This is a genomic window from Falsirhodobacter sp. 20TX0035 (assembly GCF_028307215.1).
Lineage (GTDB): Bacteria > Pseudomonadota > Alphaproteobacteria > Rhodobacterales > Rhodobacteraceae > Falsirhodobacter.
In genome coordinates, this window is the sequence record NZ_JAQMHV010000001.1 from 521689 (window position 1) to 537834 (window position 16146).

Consider the following 16146-nt stretch of genomic DNA (forward strand, 5'->3'; position numbering starts at 1 on the left):
GTTCACCGGCCTGCCATCCCCTTGGCGGTGGCCCAATTCCACCGCGTCGGACCTTTGGCCGAAGGCGGGTCTCTAACCCCTCCGTTCGCGGATGTATAGGGCCGATATGTGTATGCCGTTGCACACAATCTTGAACCCGGGGCCCCGACGCGCTAGGCTCCGCTTTCAGGCCAGCACCCCAGGAGGCATCATGGCGCAGCGACTTCACCTCGTCTTTGGCGGCGAACTCGTCTCCCCTTCGAAAAACGTCTTCCGCGACGTCAAGGAGATCGACATCGTGGGCATGTTCCCCGACTACGACTCGGCCTTCCTGGCGTGGAAGGGTGCGGCGCAGCGCACGGTGGACGACGCGCATGTCCGCTATTATATCGCGCACATTCACCGGCTGCGCGACGAGGCGCAGCCTGCTTCGCCCACCGAAGAACTGGGCGCCTGACACGATCCGGAGCTTATGGCGCACTCGCTCGGCCTTTCGTTGTACACGCTCGCGTCCCGACGCGAGGCCGCGCCACAGACCCGCCCGCCGCGCCCCGGCGGGCCGCTGGTCTGGCTGCACGCCCCCGATCCCGACAATGCTGGCACGGTCACCGAACTGGCCCGTCGGGTGGAGGAGGAGCTGGGGCACGCCGTTCTTCTGACGGGCGCCCCGCCGGTGCGGGCGACCACCGCCCTGCACGTGCCTTTGGGGGATGACACCCCCGCCGACGCCGCCGGTTTTCTGGATCATTTCCGCCCCGATCTGGCCGTCTTCGCGGGGGCCGAGGTGCGCCCCGCCCTTGTGGCGGCGCTGCAGGACCGCGGCACCCCCATGATGATGGTGGAAGCGGGCCTTCCGCACCTGCCCGAGGGCCGCCGCCGCTGGCCGGGGCTGATGCGCGGCGCCCTCCACCCCTTCGCCCACATCCTCACTCTGGACGAGGCCGCCGCCCGCGCCTTTCGCCGCCTTGGCGCGGCGCAGGTCAAGGTCGCCGGCCGGATGGAGGAGCCGCATCTGGTTCTTCCCTGCACCGAGGCCGAACGCGCCGAGATCACCCGCGCCATCGCCGGCCGCCCCGTCTGGCTGGCCGCCGCCCTGCCCGAGGCAGAGGAGGACGCGATCCTCGCCGCCCACCGGTCGGCGCTGCACCTGTCGCACCGGCTGCTGCTGATCGTCGTGCCGCAGAACCCCGACCGCGCCCACGCCCTTGCCCAGAAGATGGAGGCGGCGGGCCTCGCCTGCGCCGCCCGCTTCGACGAGGATGAGATCCAGCCCGAGACCGAGGTCTACATGGCCGACAACCCGGACGAATTCGGGCTGTGGTACCGGCTGGCCCCCATCTGCTATCTGGGCGGCAGCCTGACAGAAGGCGTGATCCGCGATCCGCTGGAGGCGGCGGGCCTCGGCTCCGCTCTGATCCACGGGCCGAAGACTGGGAATTTCGGGTCCACCTTCCAGCGCCTGATCGCACGCAAGGCGACGCGGCCCATCGCGCAGGCAAAGGCGCTGTCGGACGCGCTGGCCGACCTTCTGTCGCCCGAACGCGTGGCTCGGCTGGCGGGGGAGGCGTGGGACGTCGCCTCGGACGGGAGCGAGGTGACCGACCGGGTCCTCGCGCTGGTGGAACGCATGATGGACGAACGCTGATGCGCACCCCCGGCTTCTGGTTCACCCCGCCGGACCGTCCCGCCCCGGCCGCGCGGCTGCTGGCGCCGCTGGGATGGCTGTATGGGCAGGCCACCGCGCGCCGCGTGGCGCAGCCCGGCTGGTGCGCGCCGGTGCCGGTGATCTGCGTGGGCAACCTGAACGCGGGCGGCACGGGCAAGACCCCGACGGCCATCGCGATCCTGCAAAAGCTGGCAGAACGGGGCGTAGCCGCGCATGTCGTCTCACGCGGGCATGGCGGGCGGCTGGACGGCCCGGTGCGTGTGGCGGGGCAGGCCGCGGATCTTGTGGGGGATGAACCGTTGCTGCTGGCCGCCTTTGCGCCCACCTGGGTCGCCAAGGACCGCGCGGCGGGCGTCCGGGCGGCGGTGGAGGCGGGGGCCGAAATGGTTTTGCTGGACGATGGGTTCCAGAACCCTTCGGTGCACAAGGACCTGTCCATCGTGGTGGTGGACGCGGCGCGGGGCTGGGGCAACGGCCGCTGCCTGCCGGCCGGCCCCTTGCGCGAACCTGTCACGGCCGGTCTGGCCCGGGCCGACCTGCTGTTGGCCATCGGCAACGCGCCCTTCGATCCGCCCCCTGCCCTGCCGCATCTGCGCGCACGGCTGGAGCCGCTTCCAACGGGGATGGACTGGCGGGGCGCGCGCGTCTTCGCCTTTGCCGGCATCGGCCACCCCGAAAAGTTCTTCGCCACGCTGCGCGCGCTTGGCGCCGACCTCGCCGGCACCCGCGCGCTGGCCGATCACCAGCCGCTGACCCCCGCCGTCCTGTCGCGCCTTCAGGCCGAGGCGGCGGCCTTGGGCGCGCAGCTGGTCACGACGGAAAAGGACGCGGTGCGCCTGCCCGCGTCCTTCCGTCCGAACGTCCTGACCCTGCCTGTGCGGCTGGTCTTCCGGGATCCGGCGCCGCTGGACGCGGCGCTGGACAGGCTTATCCGTTCAATTCGGCGTCGATGACCTTCTTCAGGTCGTCATAGCTCATGTTCGAATGCTTGGCGCCGTTGACGAAGATCGTTGGCGTGCCTTCGACGCCGTCTTTCTTCACATTCGCCTCATAGGTGTCGACCATGGCCTGCGCCATCGCGCCGTCCTGCATGCACTGGTCCAGCGCCGCGTCGTCCATGCCCGCCTGGCGTCCGATCTTCTTCAGGTTCTGCACCACGACCGCCGGATCGCTGGAAGCCGCCCATTCGCGCTGCGTGTCGTAGAGGATGTCGGCGATGCCGAAATACCGCATCTCGCCGCCGCAGCGGGCGACCATCGCGGCCCACAGGCCATAGCGGTCGAAATACACCTCGCGGAAGGTGAACTCCACCTTGCCGGTGTCGATGTAGTCGGTCTTCAGCTTGTCCATGACGTTGTTGTGGAAGTCCGCGCAATGCGGGCAGGTGTAGGAGCCGTATTCGACGACCTTCACCGGCGCGTCCTTCTGGCCCATCGTCATGTCCGCGACGACGGGGGCCGGGGCCTCGGTGGTGGTGGCGGGTGCGGGGGTGGCGGTTTGCGCCGTCGCCGCCGTGCCCATCGCGCCGAAAGCGGCGATCAGCGCCAGCGTTGCAAAGCCGTTCTTCATCGTCATCTGCCTTTCTTCGTTGACGCCGTTCGCGTCAGGTAACTGCGTGTGAGGTTTTCCAGCGCCGCGCGCAAGCCGTCGTCGGCCACGCCGGTGGCGCGGGTGCGGGCCTCCGCCTCGATCGCGGGATCGGGGGGCGCGGGCGCCTTGGGAAGGGCGCCGAACTCCGCCTCCCCGCCCGCAAAGCCGGTGGGCGCCGTCTGCGTCAGGTGCACGCGCGAGATGGCGGCATAGCCGTAGCAGGCGTTCACGCATCCGATCAGGCGGGGCTTCTGCATCTCCACCATCGGGGCATGGGCGGAGCGGACCAGAAGGGTCAGCGTGGCCCCGAATCCGTCGCGGGGATAGGACATCTTCACGGGCCGGGTCATGCGGGCCAGATCCTCGCCCACGATCTCGGCCCAGCCGGTCAAAAGGCGGGTGACGGCGAAGCCGCGCGATTCCCCCGCGCTGCGGATGCGGTCGCGCAGCAGGCTCGACGCCGGCTCGAACCCGCGAAAGCGGCGCTTGGTGGGGGGGACGGAGGGCGGCATCTGGTTCCTTGCGCTGATCGTGCATATCTTGCGGCAGGCGCGCGCCCTGCGCCAGAAGAATGCCCCGAAGGACGCCATAAATATTGCGTGACGACACCCTCAGCCGAACCCTGCTGGACTGGTACGACCGCCATGGCCGCACCCTGCCCTGGCGCGCCCCGCCGGGCGCGCTTCTGGCCGGCAAGACCCTTGATCCCTATCGCATCTGGCTGTCCGAGGTGATGTGCCAGCAGACCACCGTGGCCGCCGTGAAGGGGTATTTCCAGCGCTTCACCGAACGCTGGCCCACCGTGGCCGATCTGGCCGCCGCCCCGGACGCCGCCGTGATGGCCGAATGGGCGGGGCTTGGCTATTACGCCCGCGCCCGCAACCTTCTGAAATGCGCGCGCGAGGTGGTGGCCCGCCACGGCGGCCGCTTCCCCGGCAGCAAGGCCGAACTGCTGACCCTGCCCGGCATCGGTCCCTACACGGCGGCGGCCATCGCCTCCATCGCGTTCGACGAACGGGCCACGGTGGTGGACGGCAACGTGGAACGGGTGATCACCCGCCTGCGCAAGCTGGAAACCCCGCTACCCGTCGCGCGTCCCGAAATCGCCCGGCTGGCCGAGGCGATCACCCCCGCCCACCGCCCCGGCGACTACGCGCAGGCGGTCATGGATCTGGGCGCGACCATCTGCACCCCGCGCAACCCGGCCTGCGGCATCTGCCCGTGGATGGAGCCGTGCGCCGCACGCGCCGAAGGCATCCAGACCACCCTGCCCCGCAAGCTACCGAAGACCGCGAAACCCGTGCGCGAAGGCACCCTCTGGCTGGCCCGCCGCGCCGACGGGCTGTGGCTGGTGGAAGATCGGCCCGACAAGGGCCTTCTGGGCGGCATGTGGGGCTGGCCCGGATCGCCCTGGGACGGCGGCGGCGGAACCGAACCACTGCGCGCCGACTGGCAGGTGGCCGGAGAGGTGCGCCACACCTTCAGCCATTTCCACCTGATCCTGACGGTGCTGACCGCCACCGTTCCACCCGGTGCCAATCCCGAACGGGGCAGCTTCCGGCCCGTGACGGGGCGCGAACTGCCCACCGTCATGCGCAAGGCGTTCGAACTGGCCGTGCCGGGAACCGCCTGAATGGGTTCGGCGTTTCCCGCGCATGGCCGAGCATGAACAGGACCTTCAGGAGATCGTCGCGCGTCTGCGCGATCTGGGCGAGGAACAGGACGAAGTGTCCGTCCACGACCTGCGCGACGCCATGGGCGAGCGGAGCTACGGCCCCTTCCTCGCCATTCCCGCCTTGATCGAGCTGAGCCCGATCGGCGGCATTCCCGGCGTGCCCACCATGATCGCGCTGATCATCGCCATCATGGCCGCGCAGCTGGCCTTCGGGCGCAAGCATCTGTGGCTTCCCGGCTTTCTCGACAACCGGAAGGTCGGCGGCGACAAGCTGAAGAAGGGGATGGAGTGGATCGACAAGCCCGCCGGCTGGATCGACCGCCTGTTGCGCCCGCGTCTGCAGAAGGTGGCGGGCGGCGGCGGACTGCGGATCGTGGCGGTGCTGTGCATCATCCTCTGCTGCACCGTGCCGCCTCTGGAGCTGCTGCCCTTCGCCTCCTCCATCCCGATGGGGGCGATCGCGCTGATGGGGCTGGGCCTCATGGCGCGGGACGGGGTGGTGATCCTGATCGCCTCAATCCTGTCGATGGCCAGCTTCTGGTTCATCGTCGAGGTGGCGAACGGCAAGGCATGAAAAAACCCTGCCGTGGAAACGGCAGGGCAAGTCGCATCGCGCAGGCAGCGCCGCGATGCGGGCAACGTCCTTCGGATCAGACCATCTCGGCCCGGATCTGCTGACGCAGGGTGTCGATGGGGATCAGCTTGCCTTCGCGCTGGATGTGCCAGTAGGTCCAGCCATTGCAGGACGGCGCGCCTTCCAGCTTCGCCCCCACCTGATGGATCGATCCCTTGAGGTCGGCAAAGGCCAGCGTCCCGTCCGCGCGCACCTTGGCGCTGTGGCGGTTGCCGGTGGAATACAGGTTTTCGCCCGGGCGCAGCATGCCGCGTTCCACCAGCGTCCCGAAGGGCACGCGGGGTTCGGACCGCTTCGATCCCGTCACCTCCAGCGCCGCCGCGTCCAGCACCCGCACGCGCGAGATGCGCTCGGCCGCGATCTCGCGATAGGCCTCCTCACGCTCGATCCCGATGAAGTTGCGGCCCAGCATCTTGGCAACCGCGCCCGTGGTGCCCGTGCCGAAGAACGGGTCCAGCACCACGTCGCCTGGGTTGGTCGTGGCCAGCAGCACCCGGTGCAGCAGCGATTCGGGCTTCTGCGTCGGATGCGCCTTGGCGCCCGTCGCGTCCTTCAGGCGTTCGTGGCCGGTGCAGATCGGCAGCGTCCAGTCGGACCGCATCTGCGTGCCTTCGTTCAGCGCCTTCATGGCCTCGTAGTTGAAGGTGTACTTGGAGTTTTCGGACTTCGACGCCCAGATCAGCGTTTCATGCGCGTTGGTCAGCCGCTTGCCGCGGAAGTTCGGCATCGGGTTCGATTTGCGCCAGATCACGTCGTTCAGCATCCAGAACCCTTGGTCCTGCAACGCCGCCCCCACGCGGAAGATGTTGTGATAGCTGCCGATGACCCAGATCGCCCCGTTGGGCTTCAGGATGCGGCGCGCGGCGGCCAGCCAGGCACGGGTGAACGTATCATAGGCCTGGAACGAGGCGAACTGGTCCCACGCGTCGTCCACCGCGTCCACGCGACTGTTGTCGGGGCGGTGCAGCTCGCCCTTCAGCTGAAGGTTGTAGGGCGGATCGGCAAAGATCAGATCGACGCTCGATTCGGGAAGGGCATTCATCGCCTCCACGCAGTCCCCCGAAAGAATATCGTTCAGGGGCAGCGGTTTCGCTGCCTTGACCCCGGTCTTTGCCATGTATCGCCTCAATGCTTCCCGGCTTTGCGCCGTGGTCTTGTGGATAAAACATGGGACAGAATTGGGGGTAAGGTCAATTCCATTAATGAATCAACAGGTTAAGATTTACCCTTGATACAAGATGTTGTGGATGGTTTTGAACGAACGCCTATGGTGCGGAGTTATCCCCAAATCTTGCAGCGCGGCCTGATGCTGGGCCGTGCCATAGCCCGCGTTCCGTTCCCACCCGTATCCGGGATGCGCCAGCGCCAGATCGCACATGATCCGGTCCCGCGCCACCTTGGCCACGATGGACGCTGCCGCGATGGACAGCGAGCGCGCGTCCCCCTTCACCAGCGGCACGCAGTGGCAGGCCAGATCCCGCACCTTCAGATTGCCATCCACCAGCACGCAATCGGCGATCCGCGCCAGCCCCGCCACCGCCCGCCGCATCGCCAAATGGCTGGCCCACAGGATGTTCAGGCGGTCGATCTCCTCTACGCTGGCATGGGCGACGCAGACTTCGGCGACGGCGTGGATCTCGGCGGCCAAGGCCTCGCGCCGTGCCGCCGTCAGCTTCTTGGAATCGTTCAGCCCGGCGGGAATGCGGCCGGGATGCAGGCAGACGGCGGCGGCTGTGACGGGACCGGCCAGCGGGCCGCGGCCCACCTCGTCCACGCCGGCGATGCACAGGAAGCCGCGGATGCGGGCCTCGTCCTCGTGCTGGAAATCGGGAAGCTGGATCATGTCCGGCTCCTTACCGCGATGTCATGCGGCTGTCACGCCTCGGGGGCAAAACGCTTGCACCGGACAGGGTGCGCCCATATATGCGCCCCTCACTTTCCCTTTGGTCCTGCGGGGGGCGCGCCATGATCCAGACACCTTATTACCTGATCGACAAGGCCGCTGTCCTGCGGAACATGCGCATCGTCGAACGTCTGTGCGAGGCGTCCGGCGCGAAGGCCCTGCTGGCGCTGAAGTGCTTCGCCACATGGCCGGTGTTCGACGTGATGCAGCCCTACATGGCCGGCACCACCTCCTCCTCCCTGTTCGAGCTGCGTCTGGGGCGCGAGAAGTTCGGCAAGGAAACCCATGCCTATTCGGTGGCGTGGGGCGAGGACGAGATCGACGAGGCCGTGTCCTACGCCGACAAGATCATCTTCAACACCATCGGCCAGCTGGAGCGGTTCGAGGACCGCGCCGCGGGGATCGCGCGCGGGCTGCGCCTGAACCCGGGCATCTCCACCTCCGGCTTCGATCTGGCGGACCCGGCGCGCAAGTTCAGCCGGCTGGGCGAATGGGACGCGGACAAGATCGCGGCCGTGATCGACCGCATCTCGGGCTTCATGATCCACTACAACTGCGAGAACGGGGATTTCGACCTGTTCGACCGCCAGTTGTCGGACATCGAAAGCCGCTTCGGCCACCTGCTGGAACAGGTGGAATGGGTCAGCCTGGGCGGCGGCATCCACTTCACCGGTGAAGGCTACCCGCTGGAGAAGCTCGCCGCACGGCTGAAGGCGTTTTCCGAACGCTTTGGCGTGCAGGTCTATCTGGAGCCGGGCGAGGCGTCGATCACCAACACCGCGAGCCTGGAGGTCACGGTGCTGGACATCCTCGACAACGGCAAGCAACTCGCCATAGTGGACTCCTCGGTCGAGGCGCACATGCTGGACCTGCTGATCTACCGCATTCCGGGCAAGATGCTGACCTCTGGCCCGCACGAATACCAGGTGGCGGGCAAGTCCTGCCTGGCCGGCGACATCTATGGCGACTTCTCCTTCCCCGCCCCGCTGAAGGTCGGCGACCGGCTGTCCATCGCGGACGCCGCCGGCTACACCATGGTGAAGAAGAACTGGTTCAACGGCGTGAAGATGCCCTCCATCGTCGTGCGTGAACTGGACGGCACGGAACGTGTCGCCCGCGAATTCGGCTATGCCGATTACGAGAGCAGCCTCGGCTGATCCCCCCTCCGTCGGCTTTGGCCGACACCTTCCCTCTGTCCTTAAAGGAGACGGTTCGAAGTGAAGCGAAACGTGTTGATCATCGGCGCCGGCGGCGTCGCGCAAGTGGTGGCGCATAAATGCGCGCAGAACAACGATCGGTTGGGCGACCTGCACATCGCCAGCCGGACGGTCGCGAAATGCGAGGCCATCCTTGCATCGGTCAACGAAAAGGGATCGATGAAGACCCCGGGCGTGTTCAAGGCCCATGCGGTGGACGCGATGAACAGCGACGCGGTGGCCGCGCTGATCCGCGACACCGGCGCGCAGATCGTGATCAACGTGGGCTCCGCCTTCGTGAACATGACGGTGCTGGAGGCCTGCATCCAGACCGGCACCGCCTATCTGGACACCGCGATCCACGAGGATCCGAAGAAGATCTGCGAAACGCCGCCGTGGTACGGCAACTACGAATGGAAGCGGCGCGAGCGGTGCGCCGAAGCCGGCGTGACTGCCATCCTGGGCGTGGGCTTCGATCCGGGTGTGGTGAACGCCTATGCGCGTCTGGCGGCGGACGGCATGGACACGGTCACCTCCATCGACATCGTGGACATCAACGCAGGCTCGCACGGGCGCTGGTTCTCCACCAACTTTGATCCGGAGATCAACTTCCGCGAATTCACCGGCACGGTCTACAGCTGGCAGAAGGGCGCATGGCAGGAAAACGCCATGTTTGAGGTGGGCCATGAATTCGACCTGCCCGTCGTGGGCAAGCAGAAGGCCTACATGACCGGCCATGACGAGGTGCATTCGCTGTCGGCGAACTATCCGCAGGCCGACGTGCGCTTCTGGATGGGCTTTGGCGATCACTACATCAACGTCTTCACCGTGCTGAACAAGCTGGGCCTTTTGTCCGAAAAGCCGGTGACCACCGCCGAGGGGCTGGAGGTCGTGCCGCTGAAGGTGGTGAAGGCCGTTCTGCCCGATCCCGCAAGCCTCGCCCCCGACTATGTCGGCAAGACCTGCATCGGCGACATCGTGAAGGGCACGAAGGACGGGGCCGAGGTCGAGACGTTCATCTACAACGTCGCCGACCACAAGGAGGCGTTCGAGGAGACCGGCAGCCAAGGCATCAGCTACACCGCCGGCGTGCCGCCGGTGGCGGCCGCGCTGCTGCTGGCCGACGGCACGTGGGACGTGGCCCGCATGGTCAACGTGGAGGAGCTGGACCCCCGGCCCTTCCTGTCCCTGCTGAACACCATGGGCCTGCCCACCCGCATCAAGGACGCCGACGGCGACCGTCCGTTCACCGGGTGACGCGGCGTTTCGCGTTTCCCCTCTGGAAACCCGGACCCGATCCTTTAAGTACATCCTGTCGTGAAGGGCGAGCCAAGGCTTGCCCTTCAGTCTTCGGGGGAGAGAGATGTGACCGAGTTGAACCACGCATGCCCGTCATGGCTGTCCGGAGACAGCGAGACCGCGGCCCTGATCGCGGGCTTCGACTGGTCGTCCACCCCCCTCGGCCCCATCGGGGACTGGTCGCAGGCCCTGCGATCGGGCGTGGACACGATCGTGAACTCTCCCATCCCCAAGGTGCTGCTGTGGGGACCGGACCACCGCATGATCTACAACGACGCCTACCGCGAGATCATCGGCGACTATCATCCCGGCGCGCTGGGCGGGCCGGTCGCGGTCGTGCTGTCGGAGGTCTGGGACTTCACCGGCCGCGTGCTGGAGGCGGCGCGGCGCGGACAGGCGCAGACCTATCGCAACCAGCGCCTGACCCTGATGCGGCAGGGAATGCGCCAGGATCTTGTCTTCGATCTGTTCTACACCCCCATCCGCGACATGGACGGAACCGTCGGCGGCATTCTGTGCACGGTTCTGGAAACGACACCCCTCGTGCAGACGCAGCGCGACCTGAAGCGCAGCAACGAACGCTTCGCGGCGGCGGTGGGCGCCCTGCACGGCGTGCTGTGGACCAACACCCCCGACGGGCGGATGGAAGGCGAACAGCCCGGCTGGGCCAAGCTGACCGGGCAGGTCATGGCCGAATACCAAGGCCTTGGCTGGGCCGAGGCGGTGCATCCGGAGGACCGCGCCTCGTCCGTCGTCGCCTGGCAGGAGGCGGTGGCCACGAAATCCACCTTCGTGCACGAACACCGCGTGCGACGTGCGGACGGCACCTGGTGCCATTTCGCGATCCGCAGCGTGCCGATCTTCGACGAACAGGGCGCCATCCGCGAATGGGTGGGCATCCACACCGACATCACGGCCCAGCGTCTGGCCGAAACCGCCCTTGTGCGCCACGCCGAGGATCTGCAGCGCCAGATCCGCCATCGCGAACGGGCCGAGGAACAGCTTCGCGCCCTCAACGAGACGCTGGAGGCGCGCATCATCGCCGCCGTGGACGAACGCCGTCAGGCGCAGGTGGCGCTGGCGCAGGCGCAGAAGATGGAAAGCATCGGCAAGCTGACCGGCGGCATCGCGCACGATTTCAACAACCTGTTGCAGGTCGTGTCGGGCAACCTCCAGCTTCTGGCTACCGATGTGATGAACAACGAACGCGCCGAACGCCGCGTGGCGAACGCCATGGCGGGCGTGGCGCGGGGCGCGAAGCTCGCCTCGCAGCTTCTGGCCTTCGGCCGCCGCCAGGCGCTGGAGCCGCGGGTGGTCAACGTCACCCGTTTCGTGCGCAACATGGACGACATGCTGCACCGCGCCCTGGGCGAGGGGATCGAGATCGAGACCATCGCCGGCGGCAGCCTGTGGAACACCTTCATCGACCCCACCCAGATCGAGAACGCGCTGCTGAACCTGGCCATCAACGCCCGCGACGCGATGGACGGCCAAGGCAAGCTGACGATCGAGCTGGGGAATGCCAGCCTCGATGAAACCTATGCGCGCCACCATGACGAGGTGGAGGCCGGGCAGTACGTGATGCTGGCGGTGACGGACACCGGCTGCGGCATGGCGCCGGACGTCCTTGCCCGCGTGTTCGAGCCGTTCTTCTCCACCAAGGGGGAAGGCAAGGGGTCGGGGCTGGGACTGTCCATGGTCTACGGCTTCGTCAAGCAGTCGGGCGGCCACATCAAGATCTATTCCGAGGTGGGCCACGGCACCACCATCCGCCTCTATCTGCCCCGCGCGCTGGAAAGCGAGGACGTGGAGGTCGTGGCGGTGAACGAACCCGTCAAGGGCGGCACCGAGACGGTTCTGGTGGTGGAGGATGACGAGGACGTCCGCAACACCGTGGTCGAGCTGCTGACGGAACTCGGCTACAGCGTGCTGCGGGCGGTGGACGCGCAGTCCGGCCTGACCGTGATCGAAAGCGGCATCAAGATCGACCTTCTGTTCACCGACGTGGTCATGCCGGGCACGCTGAAAAGCCCGGAACTGGCGCGCAAGGCGAAGGAGCGTCTGCCGGAACTCGCCGTGCTCTTCACCTCCGGCTATACCGAGAATTCGATCGTGCATGGCGGGCGTCTGGACGCGGGGGTGGAGCTGATCTCCAAGCCCTACACGCGCGAGGCGCTGGCCCGGAAGATCCGCCACGTGCTGGCGAACGAGGCGCAGCGCCGCACGGCCACCGCCCCGGCCCCTGCCGCCGCACCCGCCCCGGCCGCACCAGCCGCCACCCGCACCCATGCGGTCATGCTGGTGGAGGACGACGCCCTGATCCGGATGAGCACGGCGGACCTTCTGGAAGACATGGGCCACACCGTCTGCGCCGCCGCCAGCGCCGAGGAAGCGCTGGTCATGCTGCAGGGCCACACGATCGACGTGCTGGTCACCGACCTGAACCTGCCGCGCATGGACGGGCTGCACCTGATCGAGCGTGTGCTGGAGGCGCATCCCGACATGGCCGTGGTTCTGGCGACGGGCGACAGCGGGATCGACTGCGACCGCGCCACCCGTCTGGAAAAGCCCTATGGCCATGCGGATCTGAGCGCGGCGATCGCGCAGGCCGTGGCGCGGGTGCGGCAGGTGGCCCCTGTCCGCGGATAGGATCACGGTGCGCGTCACGCCAAGGGCGTCGCGCAACGAGGTTCGGGCCGGCGAGGATGGCAACCTGCGCATCCTTGTCACCGCCGTGCCGGAAGACGGAAAGGCCACTGATGCCGCCCGAAAGCTTCTGGCGCGGCATCTCGATGTCGCGCCCACGCGCCTTGTGCTAGTGCAAGGCGCGCAAAGCCGCACCAAGACCTTCCGGCTGGACTGATCAGGTACCGGGTGCGAGGCGGTAGCCCACGCCCGGTTCGGTGAAGATCCAGCGCGGATTGCCCGCATCGTCCCCCAGCTTGACCCGCAACTGGCGGATGTAGACGCGCAGATACTGGCTGTCCTCGGCATGGGCGGGGCCCCAGATCGCCTTCAGGATCATGTCCTGCGTCACCAGCCGGCCCGCATGACTGGCCAGCAGCCACAGAAGGTCGAACTCCTTCCGGGTCAGGCGCAGATCGCGGCCCTCCAGCGTGGCGCGGTGGTCGGTGCGGTCGATCTCCAGCCCGTCCAGTGTCAGCACGGCGGGGGCCACGGGCCGCGTCCGGTCGCGCAGCAGGCCGCGCAGGCGGGCCAGCAGTTCGCCCGTGGAAAAGGGCTTTGTCACGTAATCCTGCGCGCCCGCGTCCAGCGCCGCGATCTTGCCCGCGTCCGCGTCGCGCACGGACAGGATCAGCACCGGCGTCTGCGTCCATTCGCGCACCGCGCGCAGCACCGTCAGCCCGTCCGCGTCCGGCAGCCCCAGATCCAGAAGGATGAGGTCCGGATCCTCGCGCGCCGCCCGCGCGATGCCCTCGCGCGCGGTGTCGGCCTCGGTCACGGCGTGGCCCTCGGCCTCCAGCGCCACGCGCAGGAAGCGGCGGATGGGGGCGTCGTCCTCCACGACAAGGATGCGGGCGCTCATGCGGCGGTCTCCGGATTGGTTAGGGGCAGGGTCATCTCGATCCGCGCGCCGTGGCCGTCGGGATGGGTGGCACAGGCCCGGATCGTTCCGCCATGAGCCTCCACGATCCCCCGGCAGATCGCAAGGCCAAGCCCGGCCCCGGTGCCCCGCCCGTCCCCCTGCCCCGCCCGCCAGAACATGTCGAAGACCTGCTGGGCGGATCCGGGCGGCAGGCCGGGGCCGTCATCCTCCACCCACAGGGTGGCGCGGGCGCCGGACACGCGGGCGCCGATGCGGATCGCCACGCCCGGCCCCGCGTATTTCGCGGCGTTGTCCAGAAGGTTGACCAGCACCTGTTCCATCAGCACCGGGTCCACCTGCACGGGGGCCATGTCGGCGGGCACCCCCACGTCGATGGGCCGGTCCTTCAGCGACCGGCGCAAGCGGTGTCGCGCCATGCCGGCCAGTTCACGCAGGTCCGACGGCACCGCGTTCGGCTTCAGCGCGCCATGGCCCAACCGCGTCATGTCCAGCAGGTTCTGGATGTAGCGGTCCAGCCGCTCCCCTTCCTCGCGCACGATGGACAAAAGGGCGGTGCGGGTGTCTTCGGTCAGGGACGGCTCCTCCAGCCCCTCCGCCGCGCCGAGGATGGAGACGAGCGGCGTGCGCAGGTCGTGGCTGACCGAGGACAGGAGCGCCGAGCGAAGCCGCTCCGCCTCAGACGTGACGCGGGTCTGGGCCAGGTCGTCGGACAAGCGGATGCGTTCCAGCGCCAGCGCCACCTGATCGGTCAGCGCGTCCAGCAACCGGCGGTCCGAGGCGCGTGCGCTGCGCCCGTCGTCGAAGGCGATGCCCAGCGCCCCGATCCGGCGTTCGGCCGCCGTCAGGGGCAGGAACAGCCAGTCCGCGGCCGGAAGCGTGCCGGATCCATGCCCGGCCGGTTCGCCGTGATCGAAGCACCAGCGCGCGGCCGACAGTTCGCGCGGGCCCAACCGATCCTCGGGCGGGAAGGCCCCGGCGATGGCCAGCCGATCGCCTTCGGGGACCAGCAGGATCGTGCGGCAGCCCAGCACCGCCGCCACGTGGGTGACGGCGGCCCACACCACCTCGTCGAACGAGGCGGCGGCGGCGGCCTTTCGGGAAAAGTCGTAAAGCTTGCCCGTCCGGTCCGCGATGGCCCGCTGCGCGATCACCCGTTCGCGCAGCCGCGCCGCCAGGTTCCCCGTCAGGATGGACGCGGCGAGGAACAGCACCAGCGTCAGCAGCTGACCCCGGTTCCAGATGCGGAACGTGTAGTAGGGCGAGGTGAAGAGGAAGTTGTAGACCAGAAAGCTGAACCCCGCCGCCAGCACGGCCGGCCACCGCCCCATGCGGGAGCCGATGGCGACCACGGTCGTCATGTAAAGAAGCGGCAGGCTGACCACGGGAAACAGGGGCTCGATCAGGCGCGCGACAAGGGTCGTGGCCAGAACCGCCCCGCAAACGATGGCCGCGCCACGCACCGACGGCGCCATGGCCGGGCGCGGGGGCCGGCGGCGCTGGCGGGTCGCCTCCTGATCCGTGACCAGCGTCAGCTCGAACTGCACCGCGTGGCGCAGCAGGCCGCGCAGCAGCCGGTCCTGCGCATTGGGCACCAAGCGGCCCCAAGGGCGCGGAGTGGGCCGGGGCAGGACGATGCGGCGGACGTTGCGGCGCTGGGCGAAGGCCAGGATCTCGGCCGTGGGGTCGCCTTCGGCCTGCAGCAGCGTCACGTCCGCCCCCAGCCGTTCGGCCAGACGCAGCGCGTCGGGGGCGGGATCGCCCGGCCCGTTCAGGCTGGTCAGCGCCACCGCCAGCCATTCCACCCGCGCCCGGTCGGCCGACCGCTTGGCGATGCGCACCGCGTCGCGCCCCACCGCCCCTTCGGGCAGGATCACCAGGATGCGCTCCTGCGTGGGCCAGGGGCCGGCGATGGCGTGGGCCGCCATATGTTCCTGCAACTGCGCGTCGATCCGGTCGGCTGCCGTCCGCATGGCCAGTTCGCGCAGCGCCGTCAGGTTGCCCTTGGCGAAGAAGTTCGCGACCGCGCGCGCCGCCTGGTCCTGCACATAGACCTTGCCGGCGCGCAGCCGCTCCAGCAGCTCGTCCGGGGGAAGGTCGATCAGCTCGATCTCGTCCGCCTGTTCCAGAACGCGGTCGGGGACGGTTTCGCGCACGCGGACATTGGTGATGCGGGCCACCGTGTCGTTCAGCGTTTCCACATGCTGGACGTTCAGCGTGGTGTAGACGTCGATGCCCGCGGCCAGCACATCCTCCACATCCTGCCAGCGCTTGTCGTGGCGGCTGCCCGACAGGTTGGAATGGGCCAGTTCGTCGATCAGGGCCAGATCGGGGCGCGCCGCGATCAGCGCGTCCACGTCCAGTTCGTGCAGGATGCGGCCTGCGTGAAAGAACGGGCGGCGCGGCAGCACGGTCAGGCCGCGCACCATCGCCTCCGTCTCGGCCCGGCCATGGGTTTCCACGACGCCGATCAGCACGCGATCCCCCGCGCCGGCCCGGCGCGCGGCCGCGGCCAGCATGGCAAAGGTCTTGCCGACGCCCGGCGCGGCCCCAAGGAAGATCTTCAGCCGCCCGCGCCCGATCCGGCGGGCTTCGGCCAGAAGGGCTTCGGGATCGGGGCGCGTGTCGGGCATCGGGGT

Annotated in this window: 15 protein-coding genes; 9 read left to right on the forward strand and 6 right to left on the reverse strand. The window is 68.4% G+C overall.

Annotation, left to right across the window (positions count from 1 at the left end; translation table 11 throughout):
• Positions 1–190: 190 nt before the first annotated feature.
• Genes PIJ50_RS02725 through lpxK form a run of 3 tightly spaced genes read left to right on the forward strand, consistent with a single transcriptional unit; the run spans position 191 to position 2598 of the window.
• Complete coding sequence (locus PIJ50_RS02725) at positions 191–436, forward strand: DUF4170 domain-containing protein (RefSeq protein WP_271972468.1); 246 nt, start codon at positions 191–193, stop codon at positions 434–436.
• Between the two features lie 15 nt (positions 437–451).
• Positions 452–1624 carry a 3-deoxy-D-manno-octulosonic acid transferase gene (locus tag PIJ50_RS02730; RefSeq protein WP_271972470.1) on the forward strand — a complete coding sequence of 391 codons (1173 nt, stop codon included), beginning with the start codon at positions 452–454 and terminating at the stop codon, positions 1622–1624.
• Positions 1624–2598 (forward strand): tetraacyldisaccharide 4'-kinase, encoded by a 975-nt coding sequence (gene lpxK / locus PIJ50_RS02735; protein WP_271972472.1) that lies wholly within the window; start codon positions 1624–1626, stop codon positions 2596–2598. The genes PIJ50_RS02730 and lpxK overlap by 1 nt, the downstream gene beginning before the upstream one ends.
• Here lpxK and PIJ50_RS02740 read toward each other — a convergent pair.
• Positions 2573–3220, reverse strand: a complete 648-nt coding sequence (locus PIJ50_RS02740; RefSeq protein ID WP_271972474.1) for a DsbA family protein — start codon at positions 3218–3220, stop codon at positions 2573–2575. The genes lpxK and PIJ50_RS02740 overlap by 26 nt on opposite strands.
• Complete coding sequence (locus PIJ50_RS02745; RefSeq protein ID WP_271972475.1) at positions 3217–3747, reverse strand: DUF721 domain-containing protein; 531 nt, start codon at positions 3745–3747, stop codon at positions 3217–3219. Before PIJ50_RS02745 ends, PIJ50_RS02740 begins: the two co-directional genes overlap by 4 nt.
• Positions 3748–3830: 83 nt before the next feature.
• On the opposite strand from PIJ50_RS02745, the gene mutY reads away from it, so the two are divergent.
• Positions 3831–4868: an A/G-specific adenine glycosylase gene (gene mutY, locus PIJ50_RS02750; RefSeq protein ID WP_271972476.1), complete on the forward strand. Its 1038-nt coding sequence runs from the start codon at positions 3831–3833 to the stop codon at positions 4866–4868.
• A gap of 22 nt (positions 4869–4890) precedes the next feature.
• Positions 4891–5484, forward strand: coding sequence for an exopolysaccharide biosynthesis protein (locus PIJ50_RS02755; protein WP_271972478.1), 594 nt, complete (start codon positions 4891–4893; stop codon positions 5482–5484).
• 76 nt (positions 5485–5560) lie between these two features.
• Here the strand turns inward: PIJ50_RS02755 and PIJ50_RS02760 are convergent, their stop codons facing one another.
• Both PIJ50_RS02760 and rnhB read right to left on the reverse strand, forming a co-directional pair.
• Positions 5561–6661, reverse strand: coding sequence for a site-specific DNA-methyltransferase (locus tag PIJ50_RS02760; RefSeq protein WP_271972480.1), 1101 nt, complete (start codon positions 6659–6661; stop codon positions 5561–5563).
• Positions 6662–6766: 105 nt separating this feature from the next.
• Positions 6767–7387, reverse strand: coding sequence for a ribonuclease HII (gene rnhB / locus PIJ50_RS02765; RefSeq protein ID WP_271972482.1), 621 nt, complete (start codon positions 7385–7387; stop codon positions 6767–6769).
• A gap of 122 nt (positions 7388–7509) precedes the next feature.
• On the opposite strand from rnhB, the gene PIJ50_RS02770 reads away from it, so the two are divergent.
• The 4 genes from PIJ50_RS02770 to PIJ50_RS02785 all read left to right on the forward strand — a co-directional run bounded on the left by PIJ50_RS02770 (position 7510) and on the right by PIJ50_RS02785 (position 12805).
• Positions 7510–8604, forward strand: coding sequence for a carboxynorspermidine decarboxylase (locus PIJ50_RS02770; protein ID WP_271972483.1), 1095 nt, complete (start codon positions 7510–7512; stop codon positions 8602–8604).
• Between the two features lie 60 nt (positions 8605–8664).
• On the forward strand, positions 8665–9900 hold the full coding sequence (locus tag PIJ50_RS02775) for a saccharopine dehydrogenase family protein (RefSeq protein WP_271972485.1): 1236 nt from the start codon (positions 8665–8667) through the stop codon (positions 9898–9900).
• A gap of 108 nt (positions 9901–10008) precedes the next feature.
• Positions 10009–12591 (forward strand): hybrid sensor histidine kinase/response regulator, encoded by a 2583-nt coding sequence (locus PIJ50_RS02780; protein ID WP_271972487.1) that lies wholly within the window; start codon positions 10009–10011, stop codon positions 12589–12591.
• Between the two features lies 1 nt (position 12592).
• The gene (locus PIJ50_RS02785; RefSeq protein ID WP_271972939.1) at positions 12593–12805 is read left to right on the forward strand and encodes a DUF167 domain-containing protein; all 213 of its coding nucleotides are present in this window, start codon (positions 12593–12595) and stop codon (positions 12803–12805) included.
• On the opposite strand, the gene PIJ50_RS02790 is transcribed toward PIJ50_RS02785, so the two are convergent.
• Positions 12806–13489 (reverse strand): response regulator, encoded by a 684-nt coding sequence (locus PIJ50_RS02790; protein ID WP_271972488.1) that lies wholly within the window; start codon positions 13487–13489, stop codon positions 12806–12808.
• Positions 13486–16140: an ATP-binding protein gene (locus PIJ50_RS02795; protein ID WP_271972490.1), complete on the reverse strand. Its 2655-nt coding sequence runs from the start codon at positions 16138–16140 to the stop codon at positions 13486–13488. The genes PIJ50_RS02790 and PIJ50_RS02795 overlap by 4 nt, the downstream gene beginning before the upstream one ends.
• Positions 16141–16146: the final 6 nt, after the last annotated feature.